Genomic DNA, 26,207 nt, shown 5'->3' with positions numbered 1-26,207 from the left:
GTCGCGCCATGGCCCTGGCCCTTGCCGGCCTGCTGCTCGGCGGCTGCGCCATAGGCCCGGACTACAAGCGCCCGGAGCAGAGCGTGCCCGCGCAGTTCAAGCATGCCGAAGGCTGGACCCTGGCGAGCCCTGCGGACCTGGAGCAGCGTGGCCGCTGGTGGGAGCTGTACGGCGACGCCACCCTCAACGACCTGCAACTGCGCCTGGAACAGTCCAACCAGACCCTGGCCCAGTCGGTCGCCCAGTACCGCCAGGCCCAGGCGCTCGCCCGTGGCGCCCGCGCCTCGTTCTTCCCCTCGGTGACCGCCAATGCCGGCAAGACCCGCTCGGGACAGGGCGGTGGCGACAGCACCGTGCGCCTGTCCGATGGCTCCACGGTCACCAGCTCCGGCGGCGGTGGCGTGTCCAAGAGTTATGACACGAGCCTGGGCGTGAACTGGGAAATCGACCTGTGGGGCAAGCTGCGCCGCCAGCTGGAATCCGACACCGCGAACATGCAGGCCAGCGCCGCCGACCTCGCCGCCGCGCGCCTCAGCCTGCAATCGGAGCTGGCGCAGAACTACCTGCAACTGCGCGTGCTGGATGCCCAGAAGCGCCTGCTGGAAGCGACCATCGCCGGTTATCAGCGGGCGCTGAAGTTGACCGAGAACCAGTACAAGGCCGGCATCGTCACCCGCGCCGACGTGGCCCAGGCCACCACCCAGCTCAAGAGCACCGAAGCCCAGGCGATCGACCTCAAGTACCAGCGTGCACAACTGGAGAACGCCATCGCCGTGCTGGTCGGCGTGCCCCCGGCGGAGTTCAGCCTTGCCGAGGTGGACAGCGTCCCGACACTGCCAAGGGTGCCGGCCCTGCTGCCGTCGCAACTGCTGGAACGCCGCCCGGATGTGGCCTCGGCCGAACGCGACATGATGTCCGCCAACGCCCAGATCGGCGTGGCCAAGTCGGCCTACTTCCCGAGCCTCAGCCTCAGTGCAGCCGGCGGCTACCGCAGCGGCAGCCTGCATGACTGGATCACCACGCCGAACCGCTTCTGGTCGATCGGGCCGGAATTCGCCATGACCCTGTTCGACGGCGGCCTGATCCGCTCCCAGGTGGCCCAGGCCGAAGCCAGCTATGACCAGACCGTCGCCGCCTACCGCCAGACCGTGCTGGACAGCTTCCGCGAAACCGAGGACTACATGGTCCAGCTCGACGTGCTGGAAGAGGAGAGCGCGGTCCAGCAGGAAGCCCTGGAGGCCGCCCGCGAAGCCCTGCGCCTGATCACCAACCAGTACAAGGCGGGCCTGGTGGACTACAACAGCGTGGTCACCAACCAGGCCACCGCGCTGAACAACGAACGCACCGTCCTGACCCTGATGGGCTCCCGCCTGACCACCAGCGTCCAGCTTATCGCCGCGCTGGGCGGCGGCTGGGACCAGGGGCAGCTGGAGCAGGTGGATGCGGATTCGGAAGAGACGCCCTGATCGCTTTTCTGTGGGGGCGAATTCATTCGCGAAGGACAGCGCAGCTGTCCCATTGGCCTGCTAGGGCGAGCCTGCGGCCCGCTTAGCGAATGAATTCGCCCCCACAAGAGTCATCTGCTCCGCATAGCGCCTTCAACCTTTCCACCAATTCATCCTCCGCACGCCCCAAGCCCTTTCTCCCATAGAGCGCCAGCCGCAATCCCTGGATCTCCGGCAGGTCTTCTGCCTTGCCGAGCAGCCGATGCTCCGGCCCCAATACCCGCAACGGCAGCAGGCTCACGCCCAGGCCCGCTGCCACCGCCGCGCGCACGCTGGCCAGGCTGGCGCTGGAGTAGGCGATGCGCCAGCGCCGGCCTTGCACGTCGAGGCCGTGGAGCATCTCGTTGCGATACAGCCCGCCGCTGGGGAAGACCACCAGGGGCAGCGGCTCGCGGCCGTAGGCCGGGCGGGACGCGCTATCCACCCAGCCGAGGGGTTCCGGCCAGGAAGCCAGGCTGTCGCCGCCATCGCCCATGCGCTTGACCAGCAGCAGGTCGAACTCGCCGCCCTGGTACAGGCGCAGCAGTTCCGGGCTGAGGCCGCTGGTCACCTCCAGGCGCACGCCGGGCCAGGCGGCGGAGAATTCCGCGAGGACCGGCATCAGGCGCTCGGCGGCGAAGTCCTCGGGCACCCCCAGGCGCAGCACGCCGCTGCCGGGCTGGTGGCGCAGCACTTCGGCGGCTTCTTCCTGCAGGGCGAGGATGCGCCGGGCGTAGCCGAGCAACTGTTCGCCTTCGGCGGTGGCCACCACCTGGCGCTGGCTGCGGTCCAGCAGGCGGCAGCCGAGGCTTTCCTCCAGCCGGCGTAATTGCTGGCTGACGGTGGACTGGGTGAGGTGCAGACGTTCGGCGGCGCGGGTGAAGTTCCCGCAATCGGCAACCGTGACGAAGCTGCGCAGAAGGAGGGGATCGAACATGGATGTATTCCAGGTACCACTGATAGGCATGGTTATATTTAATTTCAGAATACCTGACCAGCTGGACATAATTTCGCCCGTCCGACCAAACGCGAAGGCGATCCATGAAGGCCGGACTCCCTGCCGAGTTGCTGATCGCCGCCGGCCCCCGCTGATTGATGGAGCACCCCATGTCTGAAGATCGCAATTACCTGGAACAGGCCGTGGAACTGGCGCGGCAGAACGTGGAGCAGGGCGGCCGCCCGTTCGGCGCGCTGCTGGTGCGCGACGGCCAGGTGCTGGCCCGCGCGGTGAATGAAATCCACCTGACCCAGGACCCCACCTGCCACGCCGAACTCCAGGCCATCCGCGCCGCCAGCCGGCAACTGGGCCCGCGCCTGGATGGCTGCGTGATCTACGCCAGCGGCCAGCCGTGCCCCATGTGCCTGGCGGCCATGCACCTGTGCGGCGTGAGCCGGGTGGTGTTCGCCGCCGCCAACGCCGTGGGAGAACCCTTCGGCCTGTCCACCGCGGCGGTCTACCAGCAGATGGCGCTGCCCCTGGAGGCGCAGAAGCTGGACATCCAGCACCTGCCACAACCGGCCATGAGCAAAATCTACGCCCGCTGGCAGGCCCTGCATGCCGCGCGCTGAACGTCTCGACAACCTTGCCGCCTGGGCCCTGCTGGTGGTCGTGGGGTTGAACCTGCGACCCATCCTCGCCTCGGTCAGTCCACTTCTGGCGGACATTCGCAGCGCCACCGGCATGGGCTTCCAGACCGCCGCGCTGCTGACCACGTTGCCGGTGGTCTGCATGGGCCTGGTGGCGCTGCTGGGCAATCGCCTGAGCGGACTGGGTGAACGACGCGGCATCGGCCTCGGCCTTGCGCTGATCGCCGGCGCCTGTCTGGCGCGGCTGCTGTGTGGCCAGGCCGGTCCGCTGCTGGCGACCGCCTTGCTGGGCGGCGCCGGTGTCGCGCTGATCCAGGTGCTGCTGCCGGCGGTGATCAAGCGCCGCTTCGAGGGGCGGGTGGCGCTGGCCATGGGTGTGTATTCGGCTTCGCTGATGAGCGGCGGGGGCATGGCGGCGCTGAGCAGTCCGTTGCTGGCCCAGCGCTTCGAGCACTGGCAGGCGGGGCTCGGGCTCTGGCTGGTGCCGGCGGTGCTGGCCCTGGCGCTCTGGCTGTCGCGGCCGCTGCCGAGCCCGGGACCCGTCGCCGCTGGCCGGTCCCCGAGCTTCATGGGCAATCGCCGGGCCTGGCTGCTGGCGCTGTATTTCGGCCTGGTCAACTGCGGCTACATGAGCATGGTGGCCTGGCTGCCGGCCTACTATCAGCAGCTGGGCTGGAGCCCGACCCGCAGCGGTTCGTTGCTCGCCTTCATGACCATCTTCCAGGTCATCGCGGCCCTGGGCATGCCCGCCCTGGCGCAGCGCAGCACGGATCGCCGGCCGTTGCTGTCGGTGAGCCTGATCGCCCAGGCGGTGGGATTCGCCGGGTTGATTTGGGCGCCGCTGGAACTGTTCGCCCTGTGGATCGCCCTGATTGGCTTCGGCCTGGGTGCGTGCTTCGCCCTCAGCCTGATCCTCACCCTCGACCACCGCCGCGACCCGCGCGAGGCGGGCCAACTGGCCGCCTTCGTGCAGGGCGTGGGCTTCCTGATCAACGCCGTGTCGCCTTGGCTCAGCGGCTGGCTGCGGGAGCTCACCGGCAGCTTCACCGCTGCCTGGCTGGTGCTGGTGGTCGGCGTGCTGCTGATGCTCGGCGTGACCCGGTTGTTCAGTCCGGCGAGCTATGGATCGGGCGTCACCCAGTCGTCGGCGGTTGAAGCCTTGTAGGCGAATTCATTCGCCAAGGGTCGCGCAGCGGCCCCGTAGATTGGTCCGAGCGCAGCGAGGCCCAACAGGCAAAAGGCCCTCTCCCCAACCCTCTCCCTGAAGGGAGAGGGGGCTGTCCGTGCCGGCGTCCAAGCTGCTGCCCCTACACAGATTCGAAGGGCCGGCAGAGGATTCTCGGCGCGCACAGCGCACGTTACAGGCGCCGGATAGCCGGTCTCACACGCTTCGCCATCTGCGGCTATACCACTGAAAAGGCCCCGCAAGCGGCACCAGCCGTGGCTTCGAGGGCCGTACGGGAGAGCCGCATGCCAGAAACTGCCAGAACCGCAATCGTCACCGGAGCGTCCCGGGGTATCGGCGCCGCCATCGCTCGCCGTCTCGCAGCCGACGGCATCCAGGTGGTGGTCAATTACGCCACGCGGCCAGAAGCGGCCGAGCGGGTCGTGGACGAAATCAGACGGGCGGGGGGCAAGGCTTATCCGGTGCTGGCCGATGTCAGCGACCCGGTGGCGGTCGCGGTGCTGTTCGACCAGACGGAAATGGAGTTCGGTGCCGTCGACATCCTGGTCAATAACGCCGGGGTGATCCAGCCCGGCCTGGTGCCGCTGGCCGACACCGAAATGGCGCTCTACGACCGGATGTTCGCCATCAACACCCGCGGAACCTTCAACACCCTCAAATTGGCCGCCTCGCGACTGCGCAGCGGCGGGCGCATCGTCAACCTGTCCAGCAGCGTGGTGGGGATGGGGCTGCCGGGCTACGCCATCTACGCGGCGTCCAAGGCGGCGGTGGAAACCATGAGTGCGATTTTCGCCCGCGAATTGCGTGGCCGCAGCATCTCGGTCAACTGCGTGGCGCCGGGGCCCACGGCCACCAACCTGTTCCTCGACGGCAAGTCCCCGGAACTGGTGGAACGCCTGACCAAGCAGGCACCGCTGGAGCGCCTCGGTAACCCCGAGGACATCGCCAACCTGGTGGCCTTCCTGGTCGGCCCGGAGGGTGCCTGGGTGAATGGCCAGACATTGCGCGTCAACGGCGGAATAATTTGAGCGGGCGCCCGCGCGCGATCGTGAGCAGGCTCTTAAGGAGGTTGCATGCATGAAAGGCTACCAACTCACCCTCTACACCCAGCAGAACCGCCGTCACGAGGGCAAGATGCTCGCCGACTGGATTGTTGCCCTGGCCATGGAAATGGGCCTGCGCGGTGCCACCCTGGTTTCCGGTATCGAAGGCTTCGGGCATACCAGGCAGTTTCATTCCCATCACTTCTTCGAGATGGCCGACCAGCCGATGCTGATCCTCATGGCCCTCAGCGAAGCGGAGTGCGACGCCCTGCTCAGGCGCCTGGAAGAGGAGGGCGTGACCCTGTTCTACGTAAAGGTGCCCGCGGAGTTCGGCCTGCTGGGCACGCCGGTGGATGCCTGAGCCCTGGCTCTGCGACAATCGTCGCCTCCTTTACCCGCAAGGCCGCCCGATGAACCCCGAAGACCTGCTGCTCCTGGTCACCCGCGAGATGCCCTACGGCAAGTACAAGGGCCGCCTGATCGCCGACCTGCCCGGACACTACCTCAACTGGTTCGCCCGCGAAGGCTTCCCCAAGGGCGAGATCGGACGGCTGCTGATGCTGATGCAGGAGATCGACCACAACGGGCTGAAGCCCTTGCTGGAGCCGTTGCGCAAGAAGCGTTGAAAATCCCACGGCCCGCTTGTTCTGTGGGGGCGATTTCAATCGCTAAGCAGTCCGCAGGACTGCCCTGTCAGGCATCGCCGGGGGCAGCGGCGCCGCCCTTTAGCGATTGAAATCGCCCCCACAAGGTTTGCTTTCCCTGTACGCAAAGTAATTCCGTCCGATAACCGCCCACCGCGCCGCGCCCCATTTCCCCATCAGCCGCTCTAGCTCAGGGCAGGCGCGATTGTTCTCGATTCGCAAACACTCATATCGCTGAAACCGGAATTGTTGGTGGCGAGGGCCGCTTGTAGCTTGCGCCCCAGCCGGACAGCCAGCCCCGCACTGCCAGCGGGGCGCGTCCGCATCAGGCTGACTAATAACAACAAGGTAGCTGCCATGATTCCTCGCAAGCATCGTCCCGCAATCTCCCTGTTCGCCCCGCTCGTGGCGGCCGCCGCGCTGTTTCCTGCATTTGCCCAGGCCGCTGAGCCGGGGCCGTCCGGTTCGCTGCTGCGCAGTGCCTTCGGCGACGGCCTGGAACAGGATTACGGCATCAAGGTCCATGGCTGGGCCCAGGCCGGCTGGATCTACAACGACAACGGCACTGACGACGTGAGCAAGCAGGCCTTCTTCAACAACGACGAAGGCTTCAACCTCAACCAGTTCGCCCTGGCCATCGAGAAGACGCCCAAGGGCAACGTGGTGGGCCGCGTCGGTCCGTTCCCGGGGCCGATGCCGCAGGAAGCCGACTGGGGCTTCAACGTCACCGCGCTCTATGGCAAGGATGCGCGCTTCTTCAAGACCTACGGCTTCGACGAAGACTTCGGCGTCAACCGCAGCGCCGATGCCAACGACGAGAACTTCAACATCGCTCAGGCCTACCTGGACTTCTATATCCCGGTGCTCGGCGGCTCCAACCTGATGCTCGGCGTCTTCCATACCCCGCTGGAAAACGAGATCGGCTTTGCCCTGGGCAGCCCGGCCCCGGCGGACTTCTACAGCCACACCTATTCCTTCATGCACGGCCCGGCCAAGCACACCGGCGCGCTGTACTCCTTCAAGCTGCCCCAGGAAGAGGGCGGCAGCATGCTCGGTTTCGAACTGGGCCTGGTGCAGGGCTGGAACAACATGCAGGACCCCAACGGCGACCCGGACCTGATCGCCAACCTGCGCTGGCGCTCGGCCGACTTCCGCACCTGGGTGGACTGGGAAAACATCTACGGCAATGGCGCCGGCGACAGCTTCGCCGAATGCGCCTGCGGCTCGCCCATTCCGGCCGGCAGCAAGGATGAGGACCTGACCCGCTACGCCTCCTACCTGACGGTTTCCCATGTGCTCGACGAGCGCAACCGGGTCGCCGTGGAGTTCAACTACGGCCAGCAGGAAGACGCGGCCTTCGCCGCGTTCGCCAACAAGGGCAATGCCCACTGGTACGGCACCGACGTCAACTGGTACCACCGCCTGGGCGACAACCTGATGTGGAACAGCCGCGCCGAGTGGTTCTACACCGACGCGCCGGTACATGTGGTGATGGCCAACATCGACACGCAGACCGGCATTCCCGACCCGAGCTGGGGCAGCTTCTACGGCTTCACCACCAACCTGGCCTGGACGCCGGTGCCCAACGTCCGCCTGCGCCCCGAACTGCGCTACGACATCCATAGTGGCAACGGCCGCGACGCCTTCGGCGATGGCCGCGAAGACAGCCAACTGGTGGGTTCCTTCGACATCACCGTCTTCTTCTGATCCGGCTTCAATTCATCGCCACCCCGGCCGGTCACCCTTGCGTGCCCGCGCCGGGCCTCATTCCCCAATCGAGGCATCCGTCATGGACAACAACAAGAAACTCCTGGGTGCCGGGCTCTCCCGGCGTGATTTCCTGCGGGCGAGCGGCGTCGTGGCCGGTGGCTCGCTGCTGGCGGGCTTTTCTTCGGCCCCGCTGCTGGCGGCGGAAAAGGTCATCCGCATCGGCTACGTCAGCCCCCAGACCGGGCCGTTGGCGCCCTTTGCCGCCGCGGACGCCTACATCATCGAGAGCCTGGCGTCGGTGCTGAAGAACAGCATTACCGTGGGCGGCCAGCGCTGCCGCCTGGAGGTGATCGTCAAGGACAGCCAGTCCAACCCCAACCGTGCCGCCGAAGTGGCCAACGAACTGATCCTTTCCGATGGCGTCGACCTGATGCTGGTGTCGTCCACCCCGGAAACCACCAACCCGGTGTCGGACCAGTGCGAGATCAACGAAATCCCCTGCATCTCCACCGTGGCGCCCTGGCAGCCCTGGTTCTTCACCCGTGGCGGCAAGCCGGAGGAAGGTTTCCAGTGGACCTACCACTTCTTCTGGGGCCTGGAAGACGTGATCGCCACCTACACCGCCATGTGGGGCGGCATGGGCAGCAACAAGGTGATCGGCGGCCTGTTCCCCAACGACGGCGACGGCAATGCCTGGGGCGACAGCAAGCTGGGCTTCCCGCCGGTGCTCGCGCAGAAGGGCTTCCAGCTGGTGGACCCGGGCCGCTTCCAGAGCCTGACCGACGACTTCTCCGCGCAGATTTCCGCGTTCAAGAAGGCCGAGGCGGAAATCGTCACCGGCGTGGTCATTCCGCCGGACCTCACCACCTTCTGGACCCAGGCGCGCCAGCAGGGCTTCCAGCCCAAGGCCATGTCGGTGGGCAAGGCGCTGCTGTTCCCTTCGGCGGTGGAAGCCCTGGGCAAGGCCGGGCACAACCTCTCCACGGAAATCTGGTGGAGCCCGAGCCATCCCTTCGTGTCCTCGCTCAACGGCCTTAGCGCCGGGCAACTGGCCGAGCGTTACACCAAGGCCACCGGCAAGCAGTGGACCCAGCCGCTGGGCTTCGTCCATGCGCTGTTCGAGCTGGCGGTGGACATCCTCCAGCGCACCGAGGAAGTGGGTAATCCCGAGGCCACCCGCGATGCGCTGCTCAAGACCGAACTGAACACCGTGGTCGGCCCGGTGAGCTGGAAGAACGGCCCGGTGAAGAACGTCGCCAAGACCCCGCTGGTGTCCGGCCAGTGGCGCCTGGGCGGGCCATTCACCTACGACCTGGTGATCACCAGCAACCAGACCGCGCCGCAGATTCCCGTTGGTGGGGAGATGCAGGCGATCGCCTATTGACCGGCCGGGCTACGCCCCTTACCCCCTCTCCCCAGCCCTCTCCCCCACGGGGGAGAGGGCGCGGTATGAAGCAGGTATCACGACATGCAACAACTCCTCGTACTGGAGCAGGTGCACAAGAGCTACGGCTCGGTGAAGGTGACCGACGATCTCAGCCTGGCCCTGGCGCCCGGGGAGGCGTTGGGCATCATCGGGCCCAATGGCGCCGGCAAGAGCACGCTGTTCAACCTCATCGCCGGGGGCGTTGCCGCCGACAGCGGGCGCATCCGCTTCCAGGGTGAAGACGTCACCCGCGAGCCAGTGTTCATACGCTGCCAGCGTGGCATCGGCCGCTCCCACCAGATTCCCCATCCGTTCGTGAAGATGACGGTGTTCGAGAACCTGCTGGTGGGCGCCACCTTCGGTGCCGGCCAGTCGGAGAAGGACAGCTACGCCTGGTGCGCACACATCCTCGAACTCACCGGCCTGATGAAGAAAGCCAATGCCCTGGCCGGCTCGCTGACCCTGCTGGAGCGCAAGCGCCTGGAAATGGCCCGCGCCCTGTCCACCAGGCCGCAACTGCTGCTGCTCGACGAAATCGCCGGCGGCCTCACCGAGCCGGAGTGCCTGGAACTGGTGGGCACCATCCAGGGCATCCACCGCTCCGGCACCGCGATCATCTGGATCGAGCATATCGTCCACGCGCTGCTGGCGGTGGTCGGCCGCCTGGCGGTGATCAACTTCGGCCGCAAGCTGGACGAGGGCGAGCCCGATGCGGTGATGGCCAATCCGAAGGTGCAGGAAATCTACATGGGCATCGGGAGCTGAAGTCATGCTGACGATTCGCAAACTGCGCGCCGGCTACGGCGACTTCCAGGCGCTGTTCGGCATCGACCTGGACCTGGCGGCCGGGGAAACCGTCGCCATCATCGGCTCCAACGGCGCCGGCAAATCCACTTTCCTGCGCTCGCTGGCCGGGCTGATCCGCAACGACTCCGAGGCCATCCGTTTCAAGGGCGAATCCATCGGCAGTCTGCCGGCCAATCGTGTTCTGGAGCGCGGCATCGCCCTGGTGCCGGAGGGGCGCAAGCTGTTCCCCTCGCTCAGCGTCGAGGAAAACCTGCTGATCGGCGCCTACAGCAAGCGCCAGGGTGCCTGGAACCTGGAGCGCATCTACGGCCTGTTCCCGGTGTTGGAGAAGTTGCGCAAGCGCCCCGGCACCGCGCTGTCCGGCGGCCAGCAGCAGATGGTCGCCATCGGCCGCGCGCTGATGTCCAGTCCGAGCCTGCTGCTCTGCGACGAAATCAGCCTGGGTCTCGCGCCCACCACCATCAAGGACATCTACGCCGCGCTGCCCTCGATCAGGGCCGATGGCACGGCGGTGATCCTGGTGGAACAGGACATCAACCAGGCCCTCAGCGTCGCCGACCGCTTCTACTGCTTCCAGGAGGGGCGCATTTCCCTGTCCGGCAAGCCGGGCGAGGTGAGCAAGGAACAGATCAAGGCGGCCTATTTCGGCCTGGCGGAGGCATGACGATGGAATGGCTCAATACCCTGGTGCAAGGCACGCTGCTCGGCGGTCTCTACGCCATGTTCGCGGTCGGCCTGTCGCTGATGTTCGGCATCATGCGCCTGGTCAACATCGCCCACGGCGACTTCATCGTGCTGGCGTCCTACCTGGCCCTGGTGGTGGTGGAAGTGCTCGGCCTGTCGCCGCTGGCCAGCCTGGCGCTGGTGGTGCCGGTGATGTTCGTGGTCGGCTACGGCCTGCAGCGGCAGCTGCTCAACCGCACCCTCGGCAACGACATCCTGCCGCCGCTGCTGGTGACCTTCGGGCTGTCGATCATCCTGCAGAACCTGCTGTTGGAGTTCTTCAGCGCCGACAGCCGGAAGCTCTCCCAGGGCGACCTGGAAGTGGCCAGTGTCGCCGTGGGTGGCCTCAGCCTCGGCGTGATGCCGCTGCTGGTATTCGGCTGCGCCCTGGCGGTGATCGGCGGCTTGCAGCTCTTGTTCTACAAGACCCGCCTGGGCCGCGCCTTCCGCGCCACCTCGGACGACCAGTCCACCGCGCAACTGATGGGCATCGACAACCGCCACATCTTCGGCCTGGCCATGGCCCTGGCGATGGCGGTGGTGTCCATCGCCGGGGTGTTCCTCGCGGTGCGTACCAGCTTCGACCCCAGCGTCGGCCCGGCGCGCCTGCTCTACGGTTTCGAGGCGGTGATCATCGGCGGCCTCGGCAGCCTCTGGGGCACCCTGGTCGGCGGGGTGATCCTCGGTGTCGCCCAGGCCGTCGGCGCACGCATCGACCCGGGCTGGCAGATCCTCGCCGGCCACCTGGTGTTCCTGCTGATCCTGGTATTCCGCCCGCGCGGCCTGTTCCCCCGGAGTGTCGACTGATGAATGCGATGAACAATGCCTACCTCGTCCAGCGCGCCACCCGCAGCAGCCAGGTGGGCCTGGCGCTGCTGGGCGTGCTGGTCCTGCTGCTGGCGTCCCTGCCGTTCTGGGCCGATCGCGCAGTGCTGCGCCTGGTGGTGGAGTTCGCCTACTACCTGGCCCTGGCGCAGATGTGGAACCTGCTGGCTGGTTACGCCGGCATGGTTTCCGTGGGCCAGCAGGCCTTCGTTGGCCTGGGCGGTTACCTGCTGTTCGTACTGGCCTCGCAACTGGGCGTGCCGCCGCTGGCGGCGGTATTCCTCTCCGGACTGGTGGTGGCTGTGCTGGCAGTGCCCACGGCGCTGGTGCTGTTCCGCCTGCGCGGTGCCTATTTCGCCATCGGCACCTGGGTGGTGGCCGAGGTGTTCCGCCTCGGGTTGGCGCAGGTCGGCAGCCTGGGCGGCGGTTCCGGGCAGAGCCTGCCGGCGTCCATCGTGCGGCAGATCGGCAGCAGCCGGGATGGTCGCGAGATGCTGCTGTACTTCAGCGCCCTGGCCATCGCCGTTGGCGCGGTGCTGCTGGTCTACCTGCTGCTGCGCTCGCGCCAGGGCCTGGCGCTGACCGCCATCCGTGATTCGGAGCCGGCATCCGGCAGTCTGGGCGTCAATGTGTTCCGCACCAAGCTGATGGTCTACGTACTGGCGGCCGGCTGCACCGGCGTGGTCGGCGCGCTGATCTTCCTGCAGAAGCTACGCATCTCCCCGGACGCCGCCTTCAGCGTGCAGGACTGGACCGCGGCGGTGATCTTCATCGTCATCATCGGCGGCATCGGCACCCTGGAAGGCCCGCTGATCGGCACCCTGATCTACTTCGCGCTGCGCAGCTGCTTCGCCGAGTTCGGCGCGCTGTACATGATCATCCTCGGCAGCGTGGCGGTGGTGATGATGCTGAAAGCGCCCCAGGGCGTGTGGGGACTGGTGAGCGAGCGGCTGGGCTGGCAGTTGTTCCCGATGCAGCGGAGGTTGGTCGGTAGCTAGGGGCGAATGGAGCTGCTCTTGTGGAGGCGAATTCATTCGCTATGCAGTCCGAAGGACTGCCTTTTGGGGGGCGCTTCGCGCCCCTTAGCGAATGAATTCGCCCCCACATGTTTCTATCCTGCAAGTCATTGCCAGTAACGGAAAACAACATGGACCGCCTGCTCAGCATCGAAGCTTTCGTCCGCGTCGCGGAAACCGGCAACTTCGCCCGGGCCGCCCAGCAGTTGGGGGTGACCCGTTCGGTCATCAGCCACCGCATCCAGCAGCTGGAGGAATACATCAGCGCGCCGCTGTTCCACCGCAGCACCCGCCATGTGCGGCTCTCGGAAGTGGGGGAGACCTACTACAAGGAATGCGCCGACATGGTGGCCAGCTTCAACAGCCTCACCGAGCAGATGCGCGACCTGCGCGCCAAGCCCAGCGGCAAGCTGCGCATCCAGATGCTGCCGGGTTTCGCCCTCGGCCATTTTGGCGCGCTGCTGGCGGAGTTCACCGGGCTGTACCCGGATATCGAGGTGGATGTGATCGTCAACGACCGGGTGGTGGACCCGATCGAAGAAGGCTTCGACGTGGCCTTCCAGATGTTTCCGCCGCTGGCCGAATCGCTGATCGAGCGCAAGTTGTTTTCCGTGCGCCGGCTGTTCTGCGCATCACCGCAATACCTGGAGCGCCACGGCGCGCCCGAGGTGCCTGCGGACCTGCAGGCGCACAAGGTAGCGCTCTACGAGGGCTATCCATCGCGCAACAAGTGGGTGTTCAACGGCATCGACCCGGTGGAACTCAACCTCACCGGACAGGTGCGCTCCAACTCCGTGCACCTGCTGCGGGATTACGCCATCACCGGCGCCTGCGTGGTCTGCCTGCCCACTCTCGCAGCCAGCGCCGACCTGCTGGACGGCCGCCTGCTGCCGGTGCTTACCGACTACTCGCTGACCTCCTTCAACTTCTCCGCCGTATACCCGGCCACCCAGCGCCGGGCGCTGAAGGTGCGCACCCTGATCGAGTTCCTGGTGGAACGCATCAGCGAGGAACCGGCCTGGGACCGGCCACTGCTCGAAAAAGGCTGGGTGCAGCCCTAGCCGCGCCGGCGCAGGGCCAGCAGCAGGAGCGTCGCCATGCAGAAGGCGGCGCCGGCGAGGAAGGTGCTGGCCGCGCCCAGGCTCTGCCACAGCCAGCCCGCCAGCACGCTGGCCAGCAGCAGGGCGGCGCCGCTGGCCAGGTTGAACAGGCCGAACGCGCTGCCCTTGAGGTCCGCCGGGGTGGTTTCCGCCACCAGGGCCGCGAGAATGCCCTGGCTGAAACCCATGTGCAGGCCCCAGAAGGCGACACCGGCCAGCAGCAGGGCAGGGGCGTCGGCACGGGCCAGCAGCAGGTCGGCGACGATCAGCAGCACCAGGGAGAAGGCCAGCAACCCTGTCGGGCTGGCACGGTCCGAGAGTTTGCCGGCCGGGTAGGCCGAGAGCATGTAGAAGCCCGCCATCACCACCATCACCAGGGGAACCCAGGTGGTGGAAAAACCGGCGTCCTGCGCCCGCAGCACCAGAAAGGCTTCGCTGAAGCGGGCCAGGCCGAACAGGGCGCCCAGGCCCACCACCCACCAGTAGGCGGCGGGAAAGCTGCGCCAGGCACCGAAGTGCACCGGCGAACGCAACGGCCGGGAAGGCCGGGCAGCGTCGGGTTCCTTCACCCCGACCAGGATGCAGGCCACGCAAACCAGCGCCGGCAGCACCGCGAACCAGAGCACCAGACGGATATTGCCGGCCAGCAGCGTCATCAGCAGGATCGCCAGTAACGGCCCGAGGAAGGCACCGGCGGTGTCCATGGCCTGGCGCAGGCCGAAGCAGGCACCACGGATTTCCGGTGGCGCGATATCGGCCACCAGCGCATCCCGCGGTGCGCCACGGATACCCTTGCCGACCCGGTCCAGCAGGCGCGCGAGCAGCACCTGGTCGGCGGAACCGGCAAGGGGGAAGAGGGGTTTGCTCAGGGCCGCCAGGCCGTAGCCGAACAGCAGCAGCCCCTTGCGCTTGCCCAGGTAGTCGCTGATGGCCCCGGAGAACACCTTGATCACCAGGGCGGTGGCTTCGGCCAGGCCTTCGATCAACCCCACCGCCAGCATGCTGGCCCCCAGGCTGCCCACCAGGTACAGCGGCAGCAGGGCATGCACCAGCTCGGAGGAAAGGTCCATGAACAGGCTGACGAAACCCAGCGCCCAGACCGTGCGCGGGATGCGGGAGGTGGTTGTGGCAGCGGGCATGTCCCTGTCCTGTGGGGGGCGGCTGATATCAGGTTAGGCAAGAAGGGGATCGCGAACCTGTGGAGGCGATTTCAATCGCCTTGCGGACCGAAGGTTCGCCCGATGGTTTTGAAGGGGGAAGCTGCGCTCCCCTTTGCGAATGAATTCGCCCCCACAGAAAAGCCGGCCCGATGGGTGGATCACGCTTCATCGATCCACCATGCAAGGTTCGGCTGGACGCCGCTGGTGCATGTAAAGCGCGCCATCCAACGAACTGGCTTTTGAATCACGCATCAGTCCCGTTCTTCCAAGTCCACCAGCCGGTAGCCGATACCATGGATGGTGTGCAGCAGCGGGCGCGGGAAGGGTTTGTCGAGGGCCTGGCGCAACTGGTGGATATGGCTGCGCAGGCTGTCGCTGTCCGGGAAGTTGTCGCCCCACAGGGCTTCTTCCAGCACTTCGCGGCGGACCACGGCGGGGCTCCTGCGCATCAGGGTGGTGAGCAGTTTGTGGCCGAGGGGGTGGAGTTTGATGATCCGGCCCGCGCGGATCGCTTCGAGTGTGTCGAGGTCGTAGCTGAGGTCGGCCACTTGCAGCCGGCGCTTGCTCCCGCCGTGACTGCGCCGCACCACGGCCTCGATGCGGGCCACCAGTTCGGACAGGGCGAAGGGCTTGACCAGGTAATCGTCGGCACCGGACCTGAGCCCGGTCAGGCGGTCCTCCAGGGTGTCTCGGGCGGTGAGCATGATGATCGGCGTATCGCGGCGCGCTTCCTGGCGCAGGCGCTTGCACAGCTGCAGGCCGTCGATGCCGGGCAGCATGATGTCCAGCACGATCAGGTCGTAGTGCTGGGTGGTCGCCAGGTGCAGGCCCGAGAGGCCGTCCCGGGCGCAGTCGACGCCATAGCCCTTGAGCTGGAGGTAGTCCAGCAGGTTGGCGAGGATGTCGCGGTTGTCTTCGATGATCAGTAAGCGCACGTGTTGCCCCCTCTTGCCCACTCTCATAACGTCTCGACCTTGTTGCTCGACTGGCTGATCAGCCTGGTCTGCTACCGCCTGGTGCTCTATCGACCCGCGCCGCTGGAGGCGGACGCTGCGTTGCCGGCCAGTACCTCCTGAAGCGGCAGAACAGGTTCGGCCCGCTCACCACCTGCAGGTTGCCTGCGTCATCGCGGGTCAGGCCCTCGGCCTGGCCCAGGCGCGCCCTGGCGTTGAAGATGCACTGGTGGGCGGCGTTGCAGGCCATCTCTGCAAATCCCGTTCAGCGGCGATCTTCCTGTCGCGTCAGTTCCAGCACCCGGTTACGCCCCTGCTCGGCCACCAGGTAACGGCCCGGAGCGGTCTCGACGATGGTCTGCGGTGAGCGCAGGTGGGACAGCACGACATTCAGGCCGCCCCGGTTATCCAGCAGCAGGACGCGCGCCATGTGGGTGGCGTCTTCGGTGATCCACAGGCCTTCGCGGTTGCAGAGCATGAAACCGGGTTCCCGCAGGCCGTCGAGGACCACGGGATCGCGACCGTCGGCGCCAAGCTGGCGAACGTGGCCGAGGTTCTTCTCGGTGTAGAACATCCGGCCGTCGGGGCAGGAGGCGATTGCCTCGGCCTCGTCCAGTCCGTTGCGCAGGGTGGTCACGCTGTCGGTTTCCGGGTCGTAGCGCAGCAGCCGGCCGTTCTTGTGCAGGTCCTCGATGGCGTAGAGGTAGTGGCCGTCGGTGGCCAGCCCTTCGACGCTGTCAGCGCTGAACAACTGCCGGGTGCCCTGGTCGTTCAGCCACGACACCGGGTGTTCGCCCTGTTCCTGGCTGAAGGCGACACCGCCGCGATAGCTCACCATGCCGTCGGGTTTGGACAGGCCCGTTTCCACCACGAGGTGCTGGTCGTCCGGCCCGGTACGGAGAATCCTGCCCTTGCCATCCTGAATCTCCTGGCTGAGGTACAGGCCGCCCTGGCCGTCCGGCAGTAGTGCGCTGACCCGCTCGATGGCGTCCAGTTGCACCTTGTAGCGCCAGCCTTCGGCGGCGGTGGCCGGGTAGAGGTGGTACCAGGCGGGGACACCGGCACCTGTCAGCAGGAGCAGGGCGACACCCGTCAGCAGCCAGCGCGCGACGCTCCGGTGGAGCAGCATCAGCAGCTGCGTTCCGGGGCGTGGCCGCTTGCGGATGGGGGAACGGCGGTAGGGAATCGAGGCGGAATCTGCAGACACGAAAAGCTCCTTGGCTCAGGACGTCTTGCGCAGGACGTAAACCCGCCACATGGCGAAGCCGGGCAACAGGTCCAGGTGGGAAAGGATGTCGAAGCCGACGCTGTGGAACTCGCGCTCGATCTGTGCGCGTGGCACCACGAAGCGGCCGGGTCGGCGCCCGCCGAGGCCATTGGGGTTGCGCCGCTGCTCCATGCGTTTGCGTCTCCAGGCCTGGTAATTGCCGTCCACCCAAAGGGAAGCGATCAGGGTGTCGCGGGTGATCCGGTGGAACTCCCGCAGTATTTCCAGGCGTCGGTCCGCGCCGTCCAGCCGATGCAGGAAACGCATGCAGAAGATGGCGTCCACGGCGTTCTCGCCGAGGTCGATAGCAAAGGCGGGGGTATGCACCTCGCAGATGCGCTCGACAATCTCCACGGGCCTGTTGGCGTGGGGGCAGTCGAACCGAGGGGGCGGATCATCGGCTGCCAGCACCAGGCGATTGGGGTGACGGGTCAGGGTCGGCCAGAAGCGGCCGCTGCCACAGGGCAGGTCGAGCACCAGGTTCGGCTCCCCGGCGATGCGCAGGGCGTGCCGCACCATGAAGTCTTCGCGCCAGTCGGCCAGGCGCCGGGTCAGACTGTTGCGTCGTGGCCGCGGAGGAAGTTCGGCGTGCGCGTGATCGTGTTCGCCGGAACTGTCCAGCTCGAAAGGCTTGGGCTGAGGTTGTGGCATGCGGGCACCGGGTCCGTACAGGAATCCATTGAAGGTAGTGGGCGGGCTGTCGTGGCGAAGTCAAAAGTCCGTGAAAAAAATGTCATGGCGCGACTGCGTGGCGAGCGCCGGACCTAGGTGTCGGACTCGACCGTAGTCCCGGTGCGGCAGGGGTGAACAGGTCCAGGTCTTCCTGGTATTCCCCGGTCTGCAGCTGCAGCAGGCCCGGCATGGAGTGGAAGAGGTTGTCCTGGCTCAGCGGCTTGTCCCGTTGCCTGCCCAGGCAGGCCGTGTCGAGGGCGAAGTCCTTGCGGTAGCTCTCGGAGAATCAGGTGAGCAGGGGCACGTGCTTCTGCTGGGGCGGGGCCAGCAGGTAAGGCGTGCCATGGAGGAAGAGGTTGTACTCGCCGAGGGATTCGCCATGGTCGGCGATATAGAGCATGGCGGTGTTGACCTTGTCCTGGTTCTTGCGCAGCAGGTCGATCAGGCTCGACAGCACGTAGTCGGTGTAGACCAGGGTGTTGTCGTAGGCATTGACGATGCTTTGCTTGCTGCACTGATTGAGCGCATTGCTGGTACACACCGGGGTGAACTTCTCGAAGCGCCTGGGATAACGCTTGGAGTATTCCGGGCCGTGGCTGCCCATCTGGTGCAGGACCAGCACGGAGTCGTCCTTGAGCTGATCGATTACGCCCCCATAGGGAGTGCAGGTGGCGCTTTACCTGTGGGGGGTGATTTCAATCGCCAGGCAGGCCGCAGGTCTGCCCTGCGGGTGTCCAGCCGACATGGGGTAGCTCATTTGCGCTTGATGCGGAAACGGCAGACCTGGCCGTGGCGGACCATGCATTCGGCGTGCTCCACCTCACCGCCTCCCAGGGTTCCGATGAGCGCCAGGTCCAGTTCGCAGACTTCCGGGTGGGTGGCCGCCAGGTGATGGAAGACGCAGTTGTGGGCGACGATTTCTGCCTCACCACCAGAGCGGTAGAACACCTCGGCCTCGTAGCCGGTTGCGTGCATGTGCTGGGCGATGCGTGCCTCGTCGACGACCTGTGTTTCCAGCTCGCCGGCCAGACGACCGCCGAGGCCACGCATGAGCTGGATCAGCGCATCACGACCGATGAGCCCGGCCACTTCGCCGATTAGCAGGTCGGCCAGCAGTTGGTACTGGCGGGGAAAAAGCTCCCGGCCGCGCGGGCTGAGCAGGTAGAGCTGCTCGGGGCGGCGGCCGGTGGGCCGCGTTTCGCCCCGCAGGATCAGCCCGTCGCGCTCCAGTGCGGCCAGGTGCTGGCGGATCGCCGTGCGGGTCACCGCCAGGTGGTTGGCGAGTTCGTCGATGCTCATGCCGCCCGGCTGGTAGAGCAGGGCACCGAGCAGGTCCTGTTGTGTACGTCCCATTCCTTGCAGCATTCGACTCCCCCCTTGACCTAGCTCAGAACTTGTCCGGGAACTGCTTGACCAGTGCCGCCGCCAGTGTGTCGGCCAGAACCAGCATGTGTTGACGCATCGCTGCCCAGTTCTTGGCTTCGCCCGCGAAGTCACTTTTGGCCAGGGCATCCATCTGGGCCACGTGGTGCCCACCGTGGGCGCCCAGCATGCTCACAAGCGCATCTTCCGGCAGGTTGGGGTTGGCGCTGGAGAGGAATTTGGCGATGCCCTGGGCATTGCGGGTCATGTCGTTGACGGCGGCCTTCTTGCCGTCGGCATCCTTGGCCACGCTGGCATCGCTGTAATGCTTCACGGCGCTCCAGTGGCCGGCCAGCAGTTCCAGCAACTGGTCAGCCGCCGGCTGGCCGTAGAGCGGGGCGATGCTGTTGGCGATGGACTTGGCGTTGGCGACCACTTCGGTGGCGGCTGCCTCGGCTTCCTTCTTCTGGTGCTGCTGGTTGGCGAAGGCGTAATTCCTGGTCCAGAAGATGTGTTCCACCCAGAGGTCGCGCAGCGCCAGGCGAGTGGTCAGAGCGGGGCTGTCGCCGCTGACCTGGGCCGGCTCCTCGGCGGCCTGGGTCCAGAGGGGTTGGGCGAGCGTGACAAGTAGCAGTAAGGCCAGTGTCCTGAAGTTCATGACGGGATCCTCGCGTTGCGGATTGTCCTACAAGATCAATTAAAGCATAAAAAAATGCCATTATTGTTTTTGTTGGGTCCGTACGTCGGCAGGGCTCCGGTTCGCGGGATACGGAGCCGTTCGCCGGGCGGCTGGCGACATCCGTTGCAGTGCAAGGTCTGATTCATTGCAGGGGCGAGCCTGCAGGGGAGGGGCGAATGGCTGGCTGGGCTTCGAGGGTGATGGTGGCGTTGGCAACCTGCTGCCTGGGGGCGACGGCCCAGGTCTGCCCGCCCGGTGAGTTCGAAGTCTGTGTCACTTACTGCATTTGCGTACCGGATACCCGCCAGGTGTTGGGGCCGTTGCCGGACGAAGTGATCCGTGTGGTGGCGGGGGCCATGCAGCATTGGCTGGTGCAGGCGCGCGCCGATGCCGAAGCCGCCGGCGTGCAACCGATACCGCCCGAGATTCGCCGCCAGCTGACGCGCTACTACGACGCCGCCGTGCTGGATGCGGTGCGCTATCGCGTGGGCGATCGCAGCGAACTGGGAACTGCCGCCGCGATGCTCAATGACCCGGATACCAAGGCCGTCACCCTGGTGGACATCATTCTCTTCCGCTACGAGGAAGGCGCGTTGCACGACGTGGCGCTCTGGGCCCACGAGCTCAAGCACGTGCAGCAGTACCGGGAATGGGGCGTGGAGGAGTTCGCCAGGCGCTATACCGAGGACGCCGACGCGGTGGAGGAACCGGCCTACGAGATGCAGTCCAGGGTGACGAAGGACTTGCGGGGGAAGGGCGAGTAATGGAGCGTACTCGGACTTAATGCCGCTCTTGTGGGGGCGATTTCAATCGCTAAGGGCTGCACAGCAGCCCCTGCAAGATCGACGGGCAGTCCTCGAACTGCTTAGCGAATGATTTCGCCCCCACAGGAAAACCCGCTTGCTTCAATCCCGCTTCGGAATTGCCAGGCCGCGTATCACCGCCGGGCGCGACAGGAAGGCATCCAGCACGCGCTGCACATTGGTGAAACGCTCGAACTGCACCAGTTCGCCCGCTTCGTAGAAGCCGATCAGGTTGCGCACCCAGGGGAAGATGGCGATGTCGGCGATGCTGTATTGCTGGCCCATGATCCAGTCGCGGCCTTCCAGGCGCTGGTCGAGCACCGCCAGCAGGCGCGCGGACTCCTGCACGTAGCGGTCGCGGGGGCGCTTATCCTCGTAATCCTTGCCGGCGAATTTGTTGAAGAAGCCGAGCTGGCCGAACATCGGGCCGATGCCGCCCATCTGGAACATCAGCCACTGGATGCATTCGTAGCGGCCGGCGGCGTCCTGCGGGATCAGCTGGCCGGTCTTCTCCGCCAGGTAGATGAGGATGGCGCCGGACTCGAACAGCGGCAGCGGGCGGCCGTCAGGCCCCTTGGGGTCGATGATCGCGGGAATCTTGTTGTTCGGGTTGAGGGAGAGGAATTCCGGCGACATTTGGTCGTTGCTCTCGAAGCTCACCAGGTGCGGCTCGTAGGGCAGGCCGGTCTCTTCCAGCATGATCGAGACCTTGACGCCGTTGGGCGTCGGCAGGGAATAGAGCTGCAGGCGGTCAGGTTGGGTCGCGGGCCATTTGCGGGTAATGGTGAAAGCCGACAGATCATTCATGGGGACATCCTGTTCAGATCGAGGAGCGGATGGGCCACCTTACCTGCCAGCGGCCACTTGGCGAAAGGCTCCGATGGCAGAACAGTCCTTCCCACTGACGCGGCGATTCATCGCGGTTCACTTCTCGGCGAGTTCGACTCCCGGTACTCGATATAGCGCGAGCGCCGTCAGCATGACGCCCAGGGCAATGGCCAGGGAAAGCCAGAGCATGGCGAGGTCGCCGGCCCGGGTGCGCAGCAGCGCATACGCCCAGGGCGCCACGGCGGCGAGGACGAAGGCTGGTGCGAGCAGGCGTCCCAGGGCACTGGCATAGGCGTCGTTGGCGAACAGCTCCAGTGGCAGGCTGGCGCGGAGCAGGGTCGCCAGGCCGTTGAGGGCGCCATAGGCCAGTACGAAGAGCCCAGCCAGCGGCGCCGAACCGAGCCCCGCCAGGCCCAGGGTGAAACAGGCCGGCAGGGCGACGCCCACCCAGAGGTTGAGACGCAGCGCCGGAATGGGCCTCGTCTGCAGACTTTCCACCAATCGCGCAGCCACCTGGCCGATCCCCCAGAGCGCGGCGAGGGCGATGGGCAAGCCGTGGCCGGCCAGCAGCCCGGTCAGGTGTGCGGACAGGCCCGACGCGAGAAAGGCGATCAGCGCCATGGCCAGCCCATAGAGCAGCGCCGGGCGGCGAGGCAGGTCGATGGCAACGCTCCGAGTCGTTCCCGCCGGGCTCACTCGGGCCATTTGCGGCAGTCCCAGCAGCAAGGTCCAGCCGAGCATGGCGAAAGTGGCGAAGCAGGCAAGGCCCGTGCGCCAGCCGAAGCTATCGGCCAGCCAGCTTCCCAGGGGCCAGAACAGACTGGTGGCCAGCCCGCCGAACAGGGTGATCTGCACCATCGCCCGGCGCGCGTCCTGCCCGAGGATCGCGGCCAGGGTGGCGAAGGCGGCGTCGTAGAGCGACAGGCGCATGCCCACACCGAGCACCAGCCAGGCGGCGAGGTAATGAACCGGTGTGGTGCTGGTAGCGAGCAACAGGCAACCGGCTGCGTTCAGCAGGCTGCCGGCGCACATCACCCGGCGCCCGCCGAAGCGGTCGATCCAACGCCAGCTCAGGGGTGACACCAGCGCCATGACCAGCAGGGCGATGGAGAGCCCACCGTGGACCAGGGTGGCCGGCCAATGGGTATCGCGGAGGATGGCGGACGCGAATGCGCCGGGCAGGTAGAAGGAAACGCCCCAGTTGATCAGTTGGGCCAGGCCCAAGCGCAGGACCAGCGATGACATGTCATTGACCGGGGAGGGTGCCGGCGCCTTCGCCCAGAGCCCGTTGCAGGATCACGCAATCGAGCCAGCGGCCATGTTTGAAACCGACGTTTTCCAGCACGCCGACGCGGCGAAAGCCCAGGTGTTCGTGCAGGCCCACGGAGGCCAGGTTCCCGCTGTCGCCGACCATGGCGATCATCTGCCGGTAACCCTGCTGCTCGCAGCGCTGGATCAGCCGCTCCAGCAGCAGCCGGCCGATACCGCGCCCTTCCAGGCCGTCGCGCACATAGACCGAGTCTTCCGCCGTGAAGCGGTAGGCCGGGCGCGGGCGATAGGGCGCGGCGTAGCCGTAGCCCACGACTTCGCCATCCAGCTCAGCCACCAGATACGGCAGGCGCGCTTCCCGCACCCTGGCCAATCGCACGCCCAGCTCGTTCAGGTCCGGGACTTCCATCTCGAAGCTGGCCGAACCGTGGAGCACGTGGGGTGCATAGATGGACTGGATGGCCGGGAGGTCGGCGGGGGTGGCGTCACGCAGGAGGATCGGATTCATGGTTTGGCCCATCGGCAACGGATGGCGAAATGATGGGGCTGGCCGTAGTCTTAGTGAAGCTTTCAAATGTTATTCGATGCATAAGTGAAACTTTGATATGCGCCGCCTCAACCTGGACCAATTGCACACCTTCATCGAGGTCATCACCGCCGGGAGCTTTTCTGCCGCTGCGGAGCGCCTCGGCCTGACGCAGCCGGCGGTCAGCCTGCAGATCCGCCAGCTGGAGCACCGTTTGAACGTGCGCCTGATCGAGCGCGTCGGCAAGCGGCTCAAGGCCACCTCCGCAGGTGAGCGGCTGCTGGAGCATGCCCGGCGCATCGACGATCTGGTGGAAGAGGCGCTGCAGGACATGTCCAGCCATGCCCTGGGCGTGGCCGGGCAGGTGGCCATCGGCACGGGTGCCACGGCTTGCATCCACTTGTTGCCGCCCTTGCTGAAGGACATGCGCCGACGTTTTCCGGCGCTGGATATCCGTGTCAGTACCGGCAATACCGACGACGTGGTCGCTGCGGTGATCGAGAACCGCCTGGATATCGGCCTGGTGACGCTACCGGCGGCGGGCCGCAACCTGCATGTGCAGCCGTTGCTGCGAGACGACTTCGTCGCCATCTCGGCGGCCGGGGCGTTGTCCGCGCAGATCTCGCCCCGGGATCTTGCGGAACGTCCGCTGGTGCTCTTCGAACCGGGCAGCAGTACGCGCCTGCTGATCGACGACTGGTTCCTTCAGGCCGGCCTGCGCCCACGGGTGGTGATGGAGCTGGGCAGCATCGAGGCCATCAAGGAAATGGTGGCGGCGGGGCTCGGCTGCAGCATCGTGCCGAGCATGGCGGTCAAGGCGGCGCACCATCGGCGAGGCCTGGAAGTCCGCCCCCTGGCCCCGGATCTGTCGCGCACCCTGGGGCTGGTGCTGCGTCAGGACAAGCCCGTGGGTGCGGGGTTGCGCAAGGTGGTGGAAGCCCTGGAAGGGCTGGCTCAGTCGCGATCCGGTGCGCCCAGCGGGAACAGTGGCCGGTAGGGACGCGCTTCGTCCACCGCGCGGGCGACGGAGGGGCGGGCCAGCAGGCGTTGCCGATAGGCACGCAGGTTGCCGAAGGCGCCATCGATCGGATGCACCCAGTCGGCATAGAACAGCGAAGGCGCCGCCGCGCAGTCGGCCAGGCTGAAGGATTCGCCGGCGGCCCAGGTACGGCCCGCGAGCTTTTCGTCGAGCCAGGCGTAGCCGCGCTCCAGCTGGCGCTTCGCTTCGTCCACGCCGTATTCGTCGCGCTGGCCTTCCGGGCGCAGGCGGTCGGCCACTGGTTTCTGCATCGGCGTCATCACGTAGCAATCGAAGAAGCGATCGAGCATCCGCACCTCCAGCGCCGCGTCCGCTGCCTCGGGGATCAGCCTCACCGGCCCGGCATGATGCCGCTGCAGGTATTCGATGATGATGCTCGACTCCATCACCGCCCGCTCGTCGTCAAGCAGCAGGGGGAAGCGCTGCATTGGCCAGAGCCGCTGGAATTCCTCGAAGGTGGCCGGGTCGTCCGGCGAAAGCAGGCGCATGCGGAACGCAACGTCATTCTCGTAGAGCGCGATCAGCACTTTCTGGCAGTAGGAGGAAAAGGGGTGGGCGAACAGTTGCAGGGACATGGGCGACTCCTGTGAAGGTTCGGATTCGCTGACTGGTCGATTGTCGCGCGACGAAATCGACAGCCGCTCCATCGTTTATCTGGAGTAGCCGGACGTTCGGCTCGACCGGCCGCTCGCACGCAGAGATGCATTGCAGGGTAGCTGACACCGGCTCTCCTGCCGCCCTGCGAGCGTCCCGGGCACGGTGCAAGGCGGTGCGCATGGCGCACCCTACAGTTAGCCAGGGCGCACGGCGCTGACCTGGTAGGGTGCGCCGCGCGCACCTGCTCCTGGTCGCGGCGGGGGATCAATCGTCGCGGGTCAGGACTTCCAGCAGTTCGATCTCGAACAGCAGGTTGGAGTTGGGCTTGATATGGGCCCCCACCTGGCGTTCGCCGTAGGCCAGATGCGCGGGGACGTAGAGCTTGCGCTTGCCGCCGACTTTCATCCCCATGAGGCCTATGTCCCAGCCCTTGATCACGCGGCCGGTACCGATCACGCACTGGAAGGGCTTGCCACGGCTGTAGGAGGAGTCGAACTCGGTGCCGTCCTCCAGCGTGCCCCGGTACTGCGTGGTGATCAGGGCGCCCTTGACCACTTCCTTGCCGTCGCCCAGCTGGATATCGGTTATCTGCAGTTCGTCACCCATGGGTGTGCTCCTTGATTTGAACGTGGAAAACCAGCCCTTGCGGACGTGGTCATGAGTCACCGGCTTTGCCTGTGACGGTCGCGGGCAGCCTTTTCGCAGGAATCGGGCGCCCTGGCAACTGGTGCGTCAGCCGTGGACGGGGTCGCCATGACTTTTCGCAATCCGGTTTCGGGCATTGTGCATGACTCGATGCGGGGCAATCGTGCAGATTCCCCGCCGCCCATGGCGGACCCCGCATCCATGTGGCTGATTGCCAAGGAAATCTCCGGAAACACAGGTTTGGGCACGGCCTTCGCTAGAAACCGGGAGGCGACAAGCAGACAGGAGAGTTCCGGATGAAGCTGCCATTCACTGCCTTTTACGATGCCTTCCCGCAGCATCAGGTAACCGTCCAGCTGCGTCCCGATGGTTCGCTGTTGCTCACCCTGGTGGGACGGGATGGCAAGCCGGTATGCAAGGCCATCGACAGCGCGGCCTTCTACAGTGACGAGCGCGTGCGCCAGGTGATCCACGAGCTGCAGCGGGACTTGAAGCTGGAAGCCGGGGAAGCTCACTGGCACGACAAGGGCATCGATTGGGTGTCCCGCGACCTGCCCACCTATCAGGGCGGTCCCGTTCATCTGACCGCAGCCAAGACCCTGGTGGCGCGGCGCAAGCAAGCGCTCGAGCAACAGAGCCGCCGGACGCAGGCGCGCTGAGGGCCATCAGCCGGCCCAGACACCTTGGGCGCGCAGGGTGCTGGCGTCGTCTGGAATCGGGACGACGCTAAAATCGAGTAGGAGGAGGCCTCGCGGCCTCCGTCCTCTCACACCACCGTACGTACGGTTCCGTATACGGCGGTTCAGGTCATACGGCTAAGCCGAGTGATCGTATCCAGTATCGACACCAGTCCAAG

29 protein-coding genes and 2 pseudogenes are annotated in these 26,207 nt (G+C 66.2%); 17 read left to right on the top strand and 14 right to left on the bottom strand.

Annotated features, from left to right (window positions below; all coding sequences use genetic code 11):
• The first annotated feature begins 8 nt into the window (after window positions 1-8).
• Complete coding sequence (locus ACFW0B_RS12020) at window positions 9-1,466, top strand: efflux transporter outer membrane subunit (RefSeq protein WP_449148506.1); 1,458 nt, start codon at window positions 9-11, stop codon at window positions 1,464-1,466.
• Window positions 1,467-1,548: 82 nt separating this feature from the next.
• On the opposite strand, the gene ACFW0B_RS12015 is transcribed toward ACFW0B_RS12020, so the two are convergent.
• The gene (locus tag ACFW0B_RS12015) at window positions 1,549-2,421 is read right to left on the bottom strand and encodes a LysR substrate-binding domain-containing protein (RefSeq protein ID WP_449148350.1); all 873 of its coding nucleotides are present in this window, start codon (window positions 2,419-2,421) and stop codon (window positions 1,549-1,551) included.
• Between the two features lie 170 nt (window positions 2,422-2,591).
• On the opposite strand from ACFW0B_RS12015, the gene ACFW0B_RS12010 reads away from it, so the two are divergent.
• The 12 genes from ACFW0B_RS12010 (at window position 2,592) to ACFW0B_RS11955 (ending at window position 13,512) form a co-directional block, all read left to right on the top strand.
• Window positions 2,592-3,053: a nucleoside deaminase gene (locus ACFW0B_RS12010; RefSeq protein WP_449148348.1), complete on the top strand. Its 462-nt coding sequence runs from the start codon at window positions 2,592-2,594 to the stop codon at window positions 3,051-3,053.
• Entirely contained in the window at window positions 3,040-4,236 is a 1,197-nt protein-coding gene (locus ACFW0B_RS12005) for a CynX/NimT family MFS transporter (RefSeq protein ID WP_449148346.1), read from the top strand. Before ACFW0B_RS12010 ends, ACFW0B_RS12005 begins: the two co-directional genes overlap by 14 nt.
• A gap of 305 nt (window positions 4,237-4,541) precedes the next feature.
• On the top strand, window positions 4,542-5,285 hold the full coding sequence (locus tag ACFW0B_RS12000) for an SDR family oxidoreductase (RefSeq protein ID WP_449148344.1): 744 nt from the start codon (window positions 4,542-4,544) through the stop codon (window positions 5,283-5,285).
• 49 nt (window positions 5,286-5,334) lie between these two features.
• Window positions 5,335-5,661, top strand: coding sequence for a DUF190 domain-containing protein (locus ACFW0B_RS11995; RefSeq protein WP_449148342.1), 327 nt, complete (start codon window positions 5,335-5,337; stop codon window positions 5,659-5,661).
• A gap of 49 nt (window positions 5,662-5,710) precedes the next feature.
• Complete coding sequence (locus ACFW0B_RS11990) at window positions 5,711-5,926, top strand: DUF3820 family protein (RefSeq protein WP_449148340.1); 216 nt, start codon at window positions 5,711-5,713, stop codon at window positions 5,924-5,926.
• 375 nt (window positions 5,927-6,301) lie between these two features.
• Window positions 6,302-7,651 (top strand): outer membrane beta-barrel protein, encoded by a 1,350-nt coding sequence (locus ACFW0B_RS11985; protein ID WP_449148338.1) that lies wholly within the window; start codon window positions 6,302-6,304, stop codon window positions 7,649-7,651.
• Between the two features lie 82 nt (window positions 7,652-7,733).
• Complete coding sequence (locus ACFW0B_RS11980) at window positions 7,734-9,038, top strand: ABC transporter substrate-binding protein (RefSeq protein WP_449148336.1); 1,305 nt, start codon at window positions 7,734-7,736, stop codon at window positions 9,036-9,038.
• Between the two features lie 84 nt (window positions 9,039-9,122).
• Complete coding sequence (locus ACFW0B_RS11975; protein WP_449148334.1) at window positions 9,123-9,845, top strand: ABC transporter ATP-binding protein; 723 nt, start codon at window positions 9,123-9,125, stop codon at window positions 9,843-9,845.
• Between the two features lie 4 nt (window positions 9,846-9,849).
• Window positions 9,850-10,551 (top strand): ABC transporter ATP-binding protein, encoded by a 702-nt coding sequence (locus tag ACFW0B_RS11970; protein WP_449148332.1) that lies wholly within the window; start codon window positions 9,850-9,852, stop codon window positions 10,549-10,551.
• 2 nt (window positions 10,552-10,553) lie between these two features.
• Entirely contained in the window at window positions 10,554-11,417 is an 864-nt protein-coding gene (locus tag ACFW0B_RS11965) for a branched-chain amino acid ABC transporter permease (RefSeq protein ID WP_449148330.1), read from the top strand.
• Complete coding sequence (locus tag ACFW0B_RS11960; RefSeq protein ID WP_449148328.1) at window positions 11,417-12,433, top strand: branched-chain amino acid ABC transporter permease; 1,017 nt, start codon at window positions 11,417-11,419, stop codon at window positions 12,431-12,433. Before ACFW0B_RS11965 ends, ACFW0B_RS11960 begins: the two co-directional genes overlap by 1 nt.
• 149 nt (window positions 12,434-12,582) lie before the next feature.
• Window positions 12,583-13,512 (top strand): LysR family transcriptional regulator, encoded by a 930-nt coding sequence (locus ACFW0B_RS11955; RefSeq protein ID WP_449148326.1) that lies wholly within the window; start codon window positions 12,583-12,585, stop codon window positions 13,510-13,512.
• Here the strand turns inward: ACFW0B_RS11955 and ACFW0B_RS11950 are convergent.
• Window positions 13,509-14,690 carry an MFS transporter gene (locus ACFW0B_RS11950; protein WP_449148324.1) on the bottom strand — a complete coding sequence of 394 codons (1,182 nt, stop codon included), beginning with the start codon at window positions 14,688-14,690 and terminating at the stop codon, window positions 13,509-13,511. The genes ACFW0B_RS11955 and ACFW0B_RS11950 overlap by 4 nt on opposite strands.
• 272 nt (window positions 14,691-14,962) lie before the next feature.
• Window positions 14,963-15,646 (bottom strand): response regulator transcription factor, encoded by a 684-nt coding sequence (locus ACFW0B_RS11945; protein WP_449148322.1) that lies wholly within the window; start codon window positions 15,644-15,646, stop codon window positions 14,963-14,965.
• Between ACFW0B_RS11945 and ACFW0B_RS11940 the strand changes: the two genes are divergently transcribed.
• Complete coding sequence (locus tag ACFW0B_RS11940; RefSeq protein WP_449148514.1) at window positions 15,647-15,787, top strand: hypothetical protein; 141 nt, start codon at window positions 15,647-15,649, stop codon at window positions 15,785-15,787. It begins immediately after the preceding gene.
• Window positions 15,788-15,824: 37 nt separating this feature from the next.
• Here ACFW0B_RS11940 and ACFW0B_RS11935 read toward each other — a convergent pair.
• The 6 genes and pseudogenes from ACFW0B_RS11935 to ACFW0B_RS11910 all read right to left on the bottom strand — a co-directional run.
• Window positions 15,825-15,914, bottom strand: a pseudogene (locus ACFW0B_RS11935) (hypothetical protein); the annotation flags it as partial.
• A gap of 15 nt (window positions 15,915-15,929) precedes the next feature.
• On the bottom strand, window positions 15,930-16,871 hold the full coding sequence (locus tag ACFW0B_RS11930; protein ID WP_449148320.1) for a hypothetical protein: 942 nt from the start codon (window positions 16,869-16,871) through the stop codon (window positions 15,930-15,932).
• 15 nt (window positions 16,872-16,886) lie between these two features.
• Window positions 16,887-17,582 carry a class I SAM-dependent methyltransferase gene (locus ACFW0B_RS11925; protein ID WP_449148318.1) on the bottom strand — a complete coding sequence of 232 codons (696 nt, stop codon included), beginning with the start codon at window positions 17,580-17,582 and terminating at the stop codon, window positions 16,887-16,889.
• A gap of 82 nt (window positions 17,583-17,664) precedes the next feature.
• Window positions 17,665-18,252, bottom strand: a pseudogene (locus ACFW0B_RS11920) (phosphoethanolamine transferase); the annotation flags it as partial.
• Between the two features lie 104 nt (window positions 18,253-18,356).
• Window positions 18,357-18,968 carry a helix-turn-helix transcriptional regulator gene (locus ACFW0B_RS11915; protein WP_449148316.1) on the bottom strand — a complete coding sequence of 204 codons (612 nt, stop codon included), beginning with the start codon at window positions 18,966-18,968 and terminating at the stop codon, window positions 18,357-18,359.
• Between the two features lie 22 nt (window positions 18,969-18,990).
• Window positions 18,991-19,623 carry a hypothetical protein gene (locus ACFW0B_RS11910; RefSeq protein ID WP_449148314.1) on the bottom strand — a complete coding sequence of 211 codons (633 nt, stop codon included), beginning with the start codon at window positions 19,621-19,623 and terminating at the stop codon, window positions 18,991-18,993.
• A 197-nt stretch (window positions 19,624-19,820) separates the two neighbouring features.
• On the opposite strand from ACFW0B_RS11910, the gene ACFW0B_RS11905 reads away from it, so the two are divergent.
• Window positions 19,821-20,408 (top strand): eCIS core domain-containing protein, encoded by a 588-nt coding sequence (locus ACFW0B_RS11905; RefSeq protein ID WP_449148312.1) that lies wholly within the window; start codon window positions 19,821-19,823, stop codon window positions 20,406-20,408.
• A 141-nt stretch (window positions 20,409-20,549) separates the two neighbouring features.
• Here the strand turns inward: ACFW0B_RS11905 and ACFW0B_RS11900 are convergent, their stop codons facing one another.
• From ACFW0B_RS11900 to ACFW0B_RS11890, 3 genes are all read right to left on the bottom strand, one after another.
• Window positions 20,550-21,254, bottom strand: a complete 705-nt coding sequence (locus ACFW0B_RS11900; protein ID WP_449148310.1) for a glutathione S-transferase N-terminal domain-containing protein — start codon at window positions 21,252-21,254, stop codon at window positions 20,550-20,552.
• A 117-nt stretch (window positions 21,255-21,371) separates the two neighbouring features.
• Window positions 21,372-22,520 (bottom strand): MFS transporter, encoded by a 1,149-nt coding sequence (locus ACFW0B_RS11895; RefSeq protein WP_449148308.1) that lies wholly within the window; start codon window positions 22,518-22,520, stop codon window positions 21,372-21,374.
• A 1-nt stretch (window position 22,521) separates the two neighbouring features.
• Entirely contained in the window at window positions 22,522-23,052 is a 531-nt protein-coding gene (locus ACFW0B_RS11890) for a GNAT family N-acetyltransferase (RefSeq protein WP_190834148.1), read from the bottom strand.
• A gap of 97 nt (window positions 23,053-23,149) precedes the next feature.
• Between ACFW0B_RS11890 and ACFW0B_RS11885 the strand changes: the two genes are divergently transcribed.
• Complete coding sequence (locus tag ACFW0B_RS11885) at window positions 23,150-24,067, top strand: LysR family transcriptional regulator (RefSeq protein ID WP_449148306.1); 918 nt, start codon at window positions 23,150-23,152, stop codon at window positions 24,065-24,067.
• Here ACFW0B_RS11885 and ACFW0B_RS11880 read toward each other — a convergent pair.
• Window positions 24,025-24,684, bottom strand: a complete 660-nt coding sequence (locus tag ACFW0B_RS11880; RefSeq protein WP_449148304.1) for a glutathione S-transferase family protein — start codon at window positions 24,682-24,684, stop codon at window positions 24,025-24,027. The two genes, ACFW0B_RS11885 and ACFW0B_RS11880, sit on opposite strands and share 43 nt — an antisense overlap.
• A 286-nt stretch (window positions 24,685-24,970) precedes the next feature.
• A complete protein-coding gene (locus ACFW0B_RS11875) occupies window positions 24,971-25,312 on the bottom strand; it encodes an FKBP-type peptidyl-prolyl cis-trans isomerase (protein ID WP_449148302.1) in 342 nt (113 codons plus the stop codon).
• A gap of 335 nt (window positions 25,313-25,647) precedes the next feature.
• Here ACFW0B_RS11875 and ACFW0B_RS11870 point away from each other — a divergent pair, with 335 nt between their 5' ends.
• The gene (locus tag ACFW0B_RS11870) at window positions 25,648-26,010 is read left to right on the top strand and encodes a DUF3509 domain-containing protein (protein ID WP_449148300.1); all 363 of its coding nucleotides are present in this window, start codon (window positions 25,648-25,650) and stop codon (window positions 26,008-26,010) included.
• Window positions 26,011-26,207 lie beyond the last annotated feature (197 nt).

The sequence above is a fragment of the Metapseudomonas phytobenefica genome (assembly GCF_043392685.1).
In the GTDB taxonomy this organism is placed as follows: Bacteria; Pseudomonadota; Gammaproteobacteria; order Pseudomonadales; family Pseudomonadaceae; genus Metapseudomonas.
Note: the sequence above shows the minus strand (reverse complement) of the source record. Positions and strands in the feature narration are given on the sequence as shown.

Excerpts from the sequence above, each read along its gene's own strand:
- ACFW0B_RS12010 (WP_449148348.1), top strand. The coding sequence starts at position 2,592 with ATGTCTGAAGATCGCAATTACCTGGAACAGGCCGTGGAACTGGCGCGG.
- ACFW0B_RS11970 (WP_449148332.1), top strand. The coding sequence starts at position 9,850 with ATGCTGACGATTCGCAAACTGCGCGCCGGCTACGGCGACTTCCAGGCG.
- ACFW0B_RS11995 (WP_449148342.1), top strand. The coding sequence starts at position 5,335 with ATGAAAGGCTACCAACTCACCCTCTACACCCAGCAGAACCGCCGTCAC.
- ACFW0B_RS11990 (WP_449148340.1), top strand. The coding sequence starts at position 5,711 with ATGAACCCCGAAGACCTGCTGCTCCTGGTCACCCGCGAGATGCCCTAC.
- ACFW0B_RS12005 (WP_449148346.1), top strand. The coding sequence starts at position 3,040 with ATGCCGCGCGCTGAACGTCTCGACAACCTTGCCGCCTGGGCCCTGCTG.
- ACFW0B_RS12020 (WP_449148506.1), top strand. The coding sequence starts at position 9 with ATGGCCCTGGCCCTTGCCGGCCTGCTGCTCGGCGGCTGCGCCATAGGC.
- ACFW0B_RS11955 (WP_449148326.1), top strand. The coding sequence starts at position 12,583 with ATGGACCGCCTGCTCAGCATCGAAGCTTTCGTCCGCGTCGCGGAAACC.
- ACFW0B_RS11960 (WP_449148328.1), top strand. The coding sequence starts at position 11,417 with ATGAATGCGATGAACAATGCCTACCTCGTCCAGCGCGCCACCCGCAGC.
- ACFW0B_RS11950 (WP_449148324.1), bottom strand. The coding sequence starts at position 14,690 with ATGCCCGCTGCCACAACCACCTCCCGCATCCCGCGCACGGTCTGGGCG.
- ACFW0B_RS11985 (WP_449148338.1), top strand. The coding sequence starts at position 6,302 with ATGATTCCTCGCAAGCATCGTCCCGCAATCTCCCTGTTCGCCCCGCTC.
- ACFW0B_RS11925 (WP_449148318.1), bottom strand. The coding sequence starts at position 17,582 with ATGCCACAACCTCAGCCCAAGCCTTTCGAGCTGGACAGTTCCGGCGAA.
- ACFW0B_RS11880 (WP_449148304.1), bottom strand. The coding sequence starts at position 24,684 with ATGTCCCTGCAACTGTTCGCCCACCCCTTTTCCTCCTACTGCCAGAAA.
- ACFW0B_RS11885 (WP_449148306.1), top strand. The coding sequence starts at position 23,150 with ATGCGCCGCCTCAACCTGGACCAATTGCACACCTTCATCGAGGTCATC.
- ACFW0B_RS11975 (WP_449148334.1), top strand. The coding sequence starts at position 9,123 with ATGCAACAACTCCTCGTACTGGAGCAGGTGCACAAGAGCTACGGCTCG.
- ACFW0B_RS11870 (WP_449148300.1), top strand. The coding sequence starts at position 25,648 with ATGAAGCTGCCATTCACTGCCTTTTACGATGCCTTCCCGCAGCATCAG.
- ACFW0B_RS11910 (WP_449148314.1), bottom strand. The coding sequence starts at position 19,623 with ATGAACTTCAGGACACTGGCCTTACTGCTACTTGTCACGCTCGCCCAA.
- ACFW0B_RS12000 (WP_449148344.1), top strand. The coding sequence starts at position 4,542 with ATGCCAGAAACTGCCAGAACCGCAATCGTCACCGGAGCGTCCCGGGGT.
- ACFW0B_RS11895 (WP_449148308.1), bottom strand. The coding sequence starts at position 22,520 with ATGTCATCGCTGGTCCTGCGCTTGGGCCTGGCCCAACTGATCAACTGG.
- ACFW0B_RS11890 (WP_190834148.1), bottom strand. The coding sequence starts at position 23,052 with ATGAATCCGATCCTCCTGCGTGACGCCACCCCCGCCGACCTCCCGGCC.
- ACFW0B_RS12015 (WP_449148350.1), bottom strand. The coding sequence starts at position 2,421 with ATGTTCGATCCCCTCCTTCTGCGCAGCTTCGTCACGGTTGCCGATTGC.
- ACFW0B_RS11875 (WP_449148302.1), bottom strand. The coding sequence starts at position 25,312 with ATGGGTGACGAACTGCAGATAACCGATATCCAGCTGGGCGACGGCAAG.
- ACFW0B_RS11900 (WP_449148310.1), bottom strand. The coding sequence starts at position 21,254 with ATGAATGATCTGTCGGCTTTCACCATTACCCGCAAATGGCCCGCGACC.
- ACFW0B_RS11965 (WP_449148330.1), top strand. The coding sequence starts at position 10,554 with ATGGAATGGCTCAATACCCTGGTGCAAGGCACGCTGCTCGGCGGTCTC.
- ACFW0B_RS11905 (WP_449148312.1), top strand. The coding sequence starts at position 19,821 with ATGGCTGGCTGGGCTTCGAGGGTGATGGTGGCGTTGGCAACCTGCTGC.
- ACFW0B_RS11915 (WP_449148316.1), bottom strand. The coding sequence starts at position 18,968 with ATGCTGCAAGGAATGGGACGTACACAACAGGACCTGCTCGGTGCCCTG.
- ACFW0B_RS11980 (WP_449148336.1), top strand. The coding sequence starts at position 7,734 with ATGGACAACAACAAGAAACTCCTGGGTGCCGGGCTCTCCCGGCGTGAT.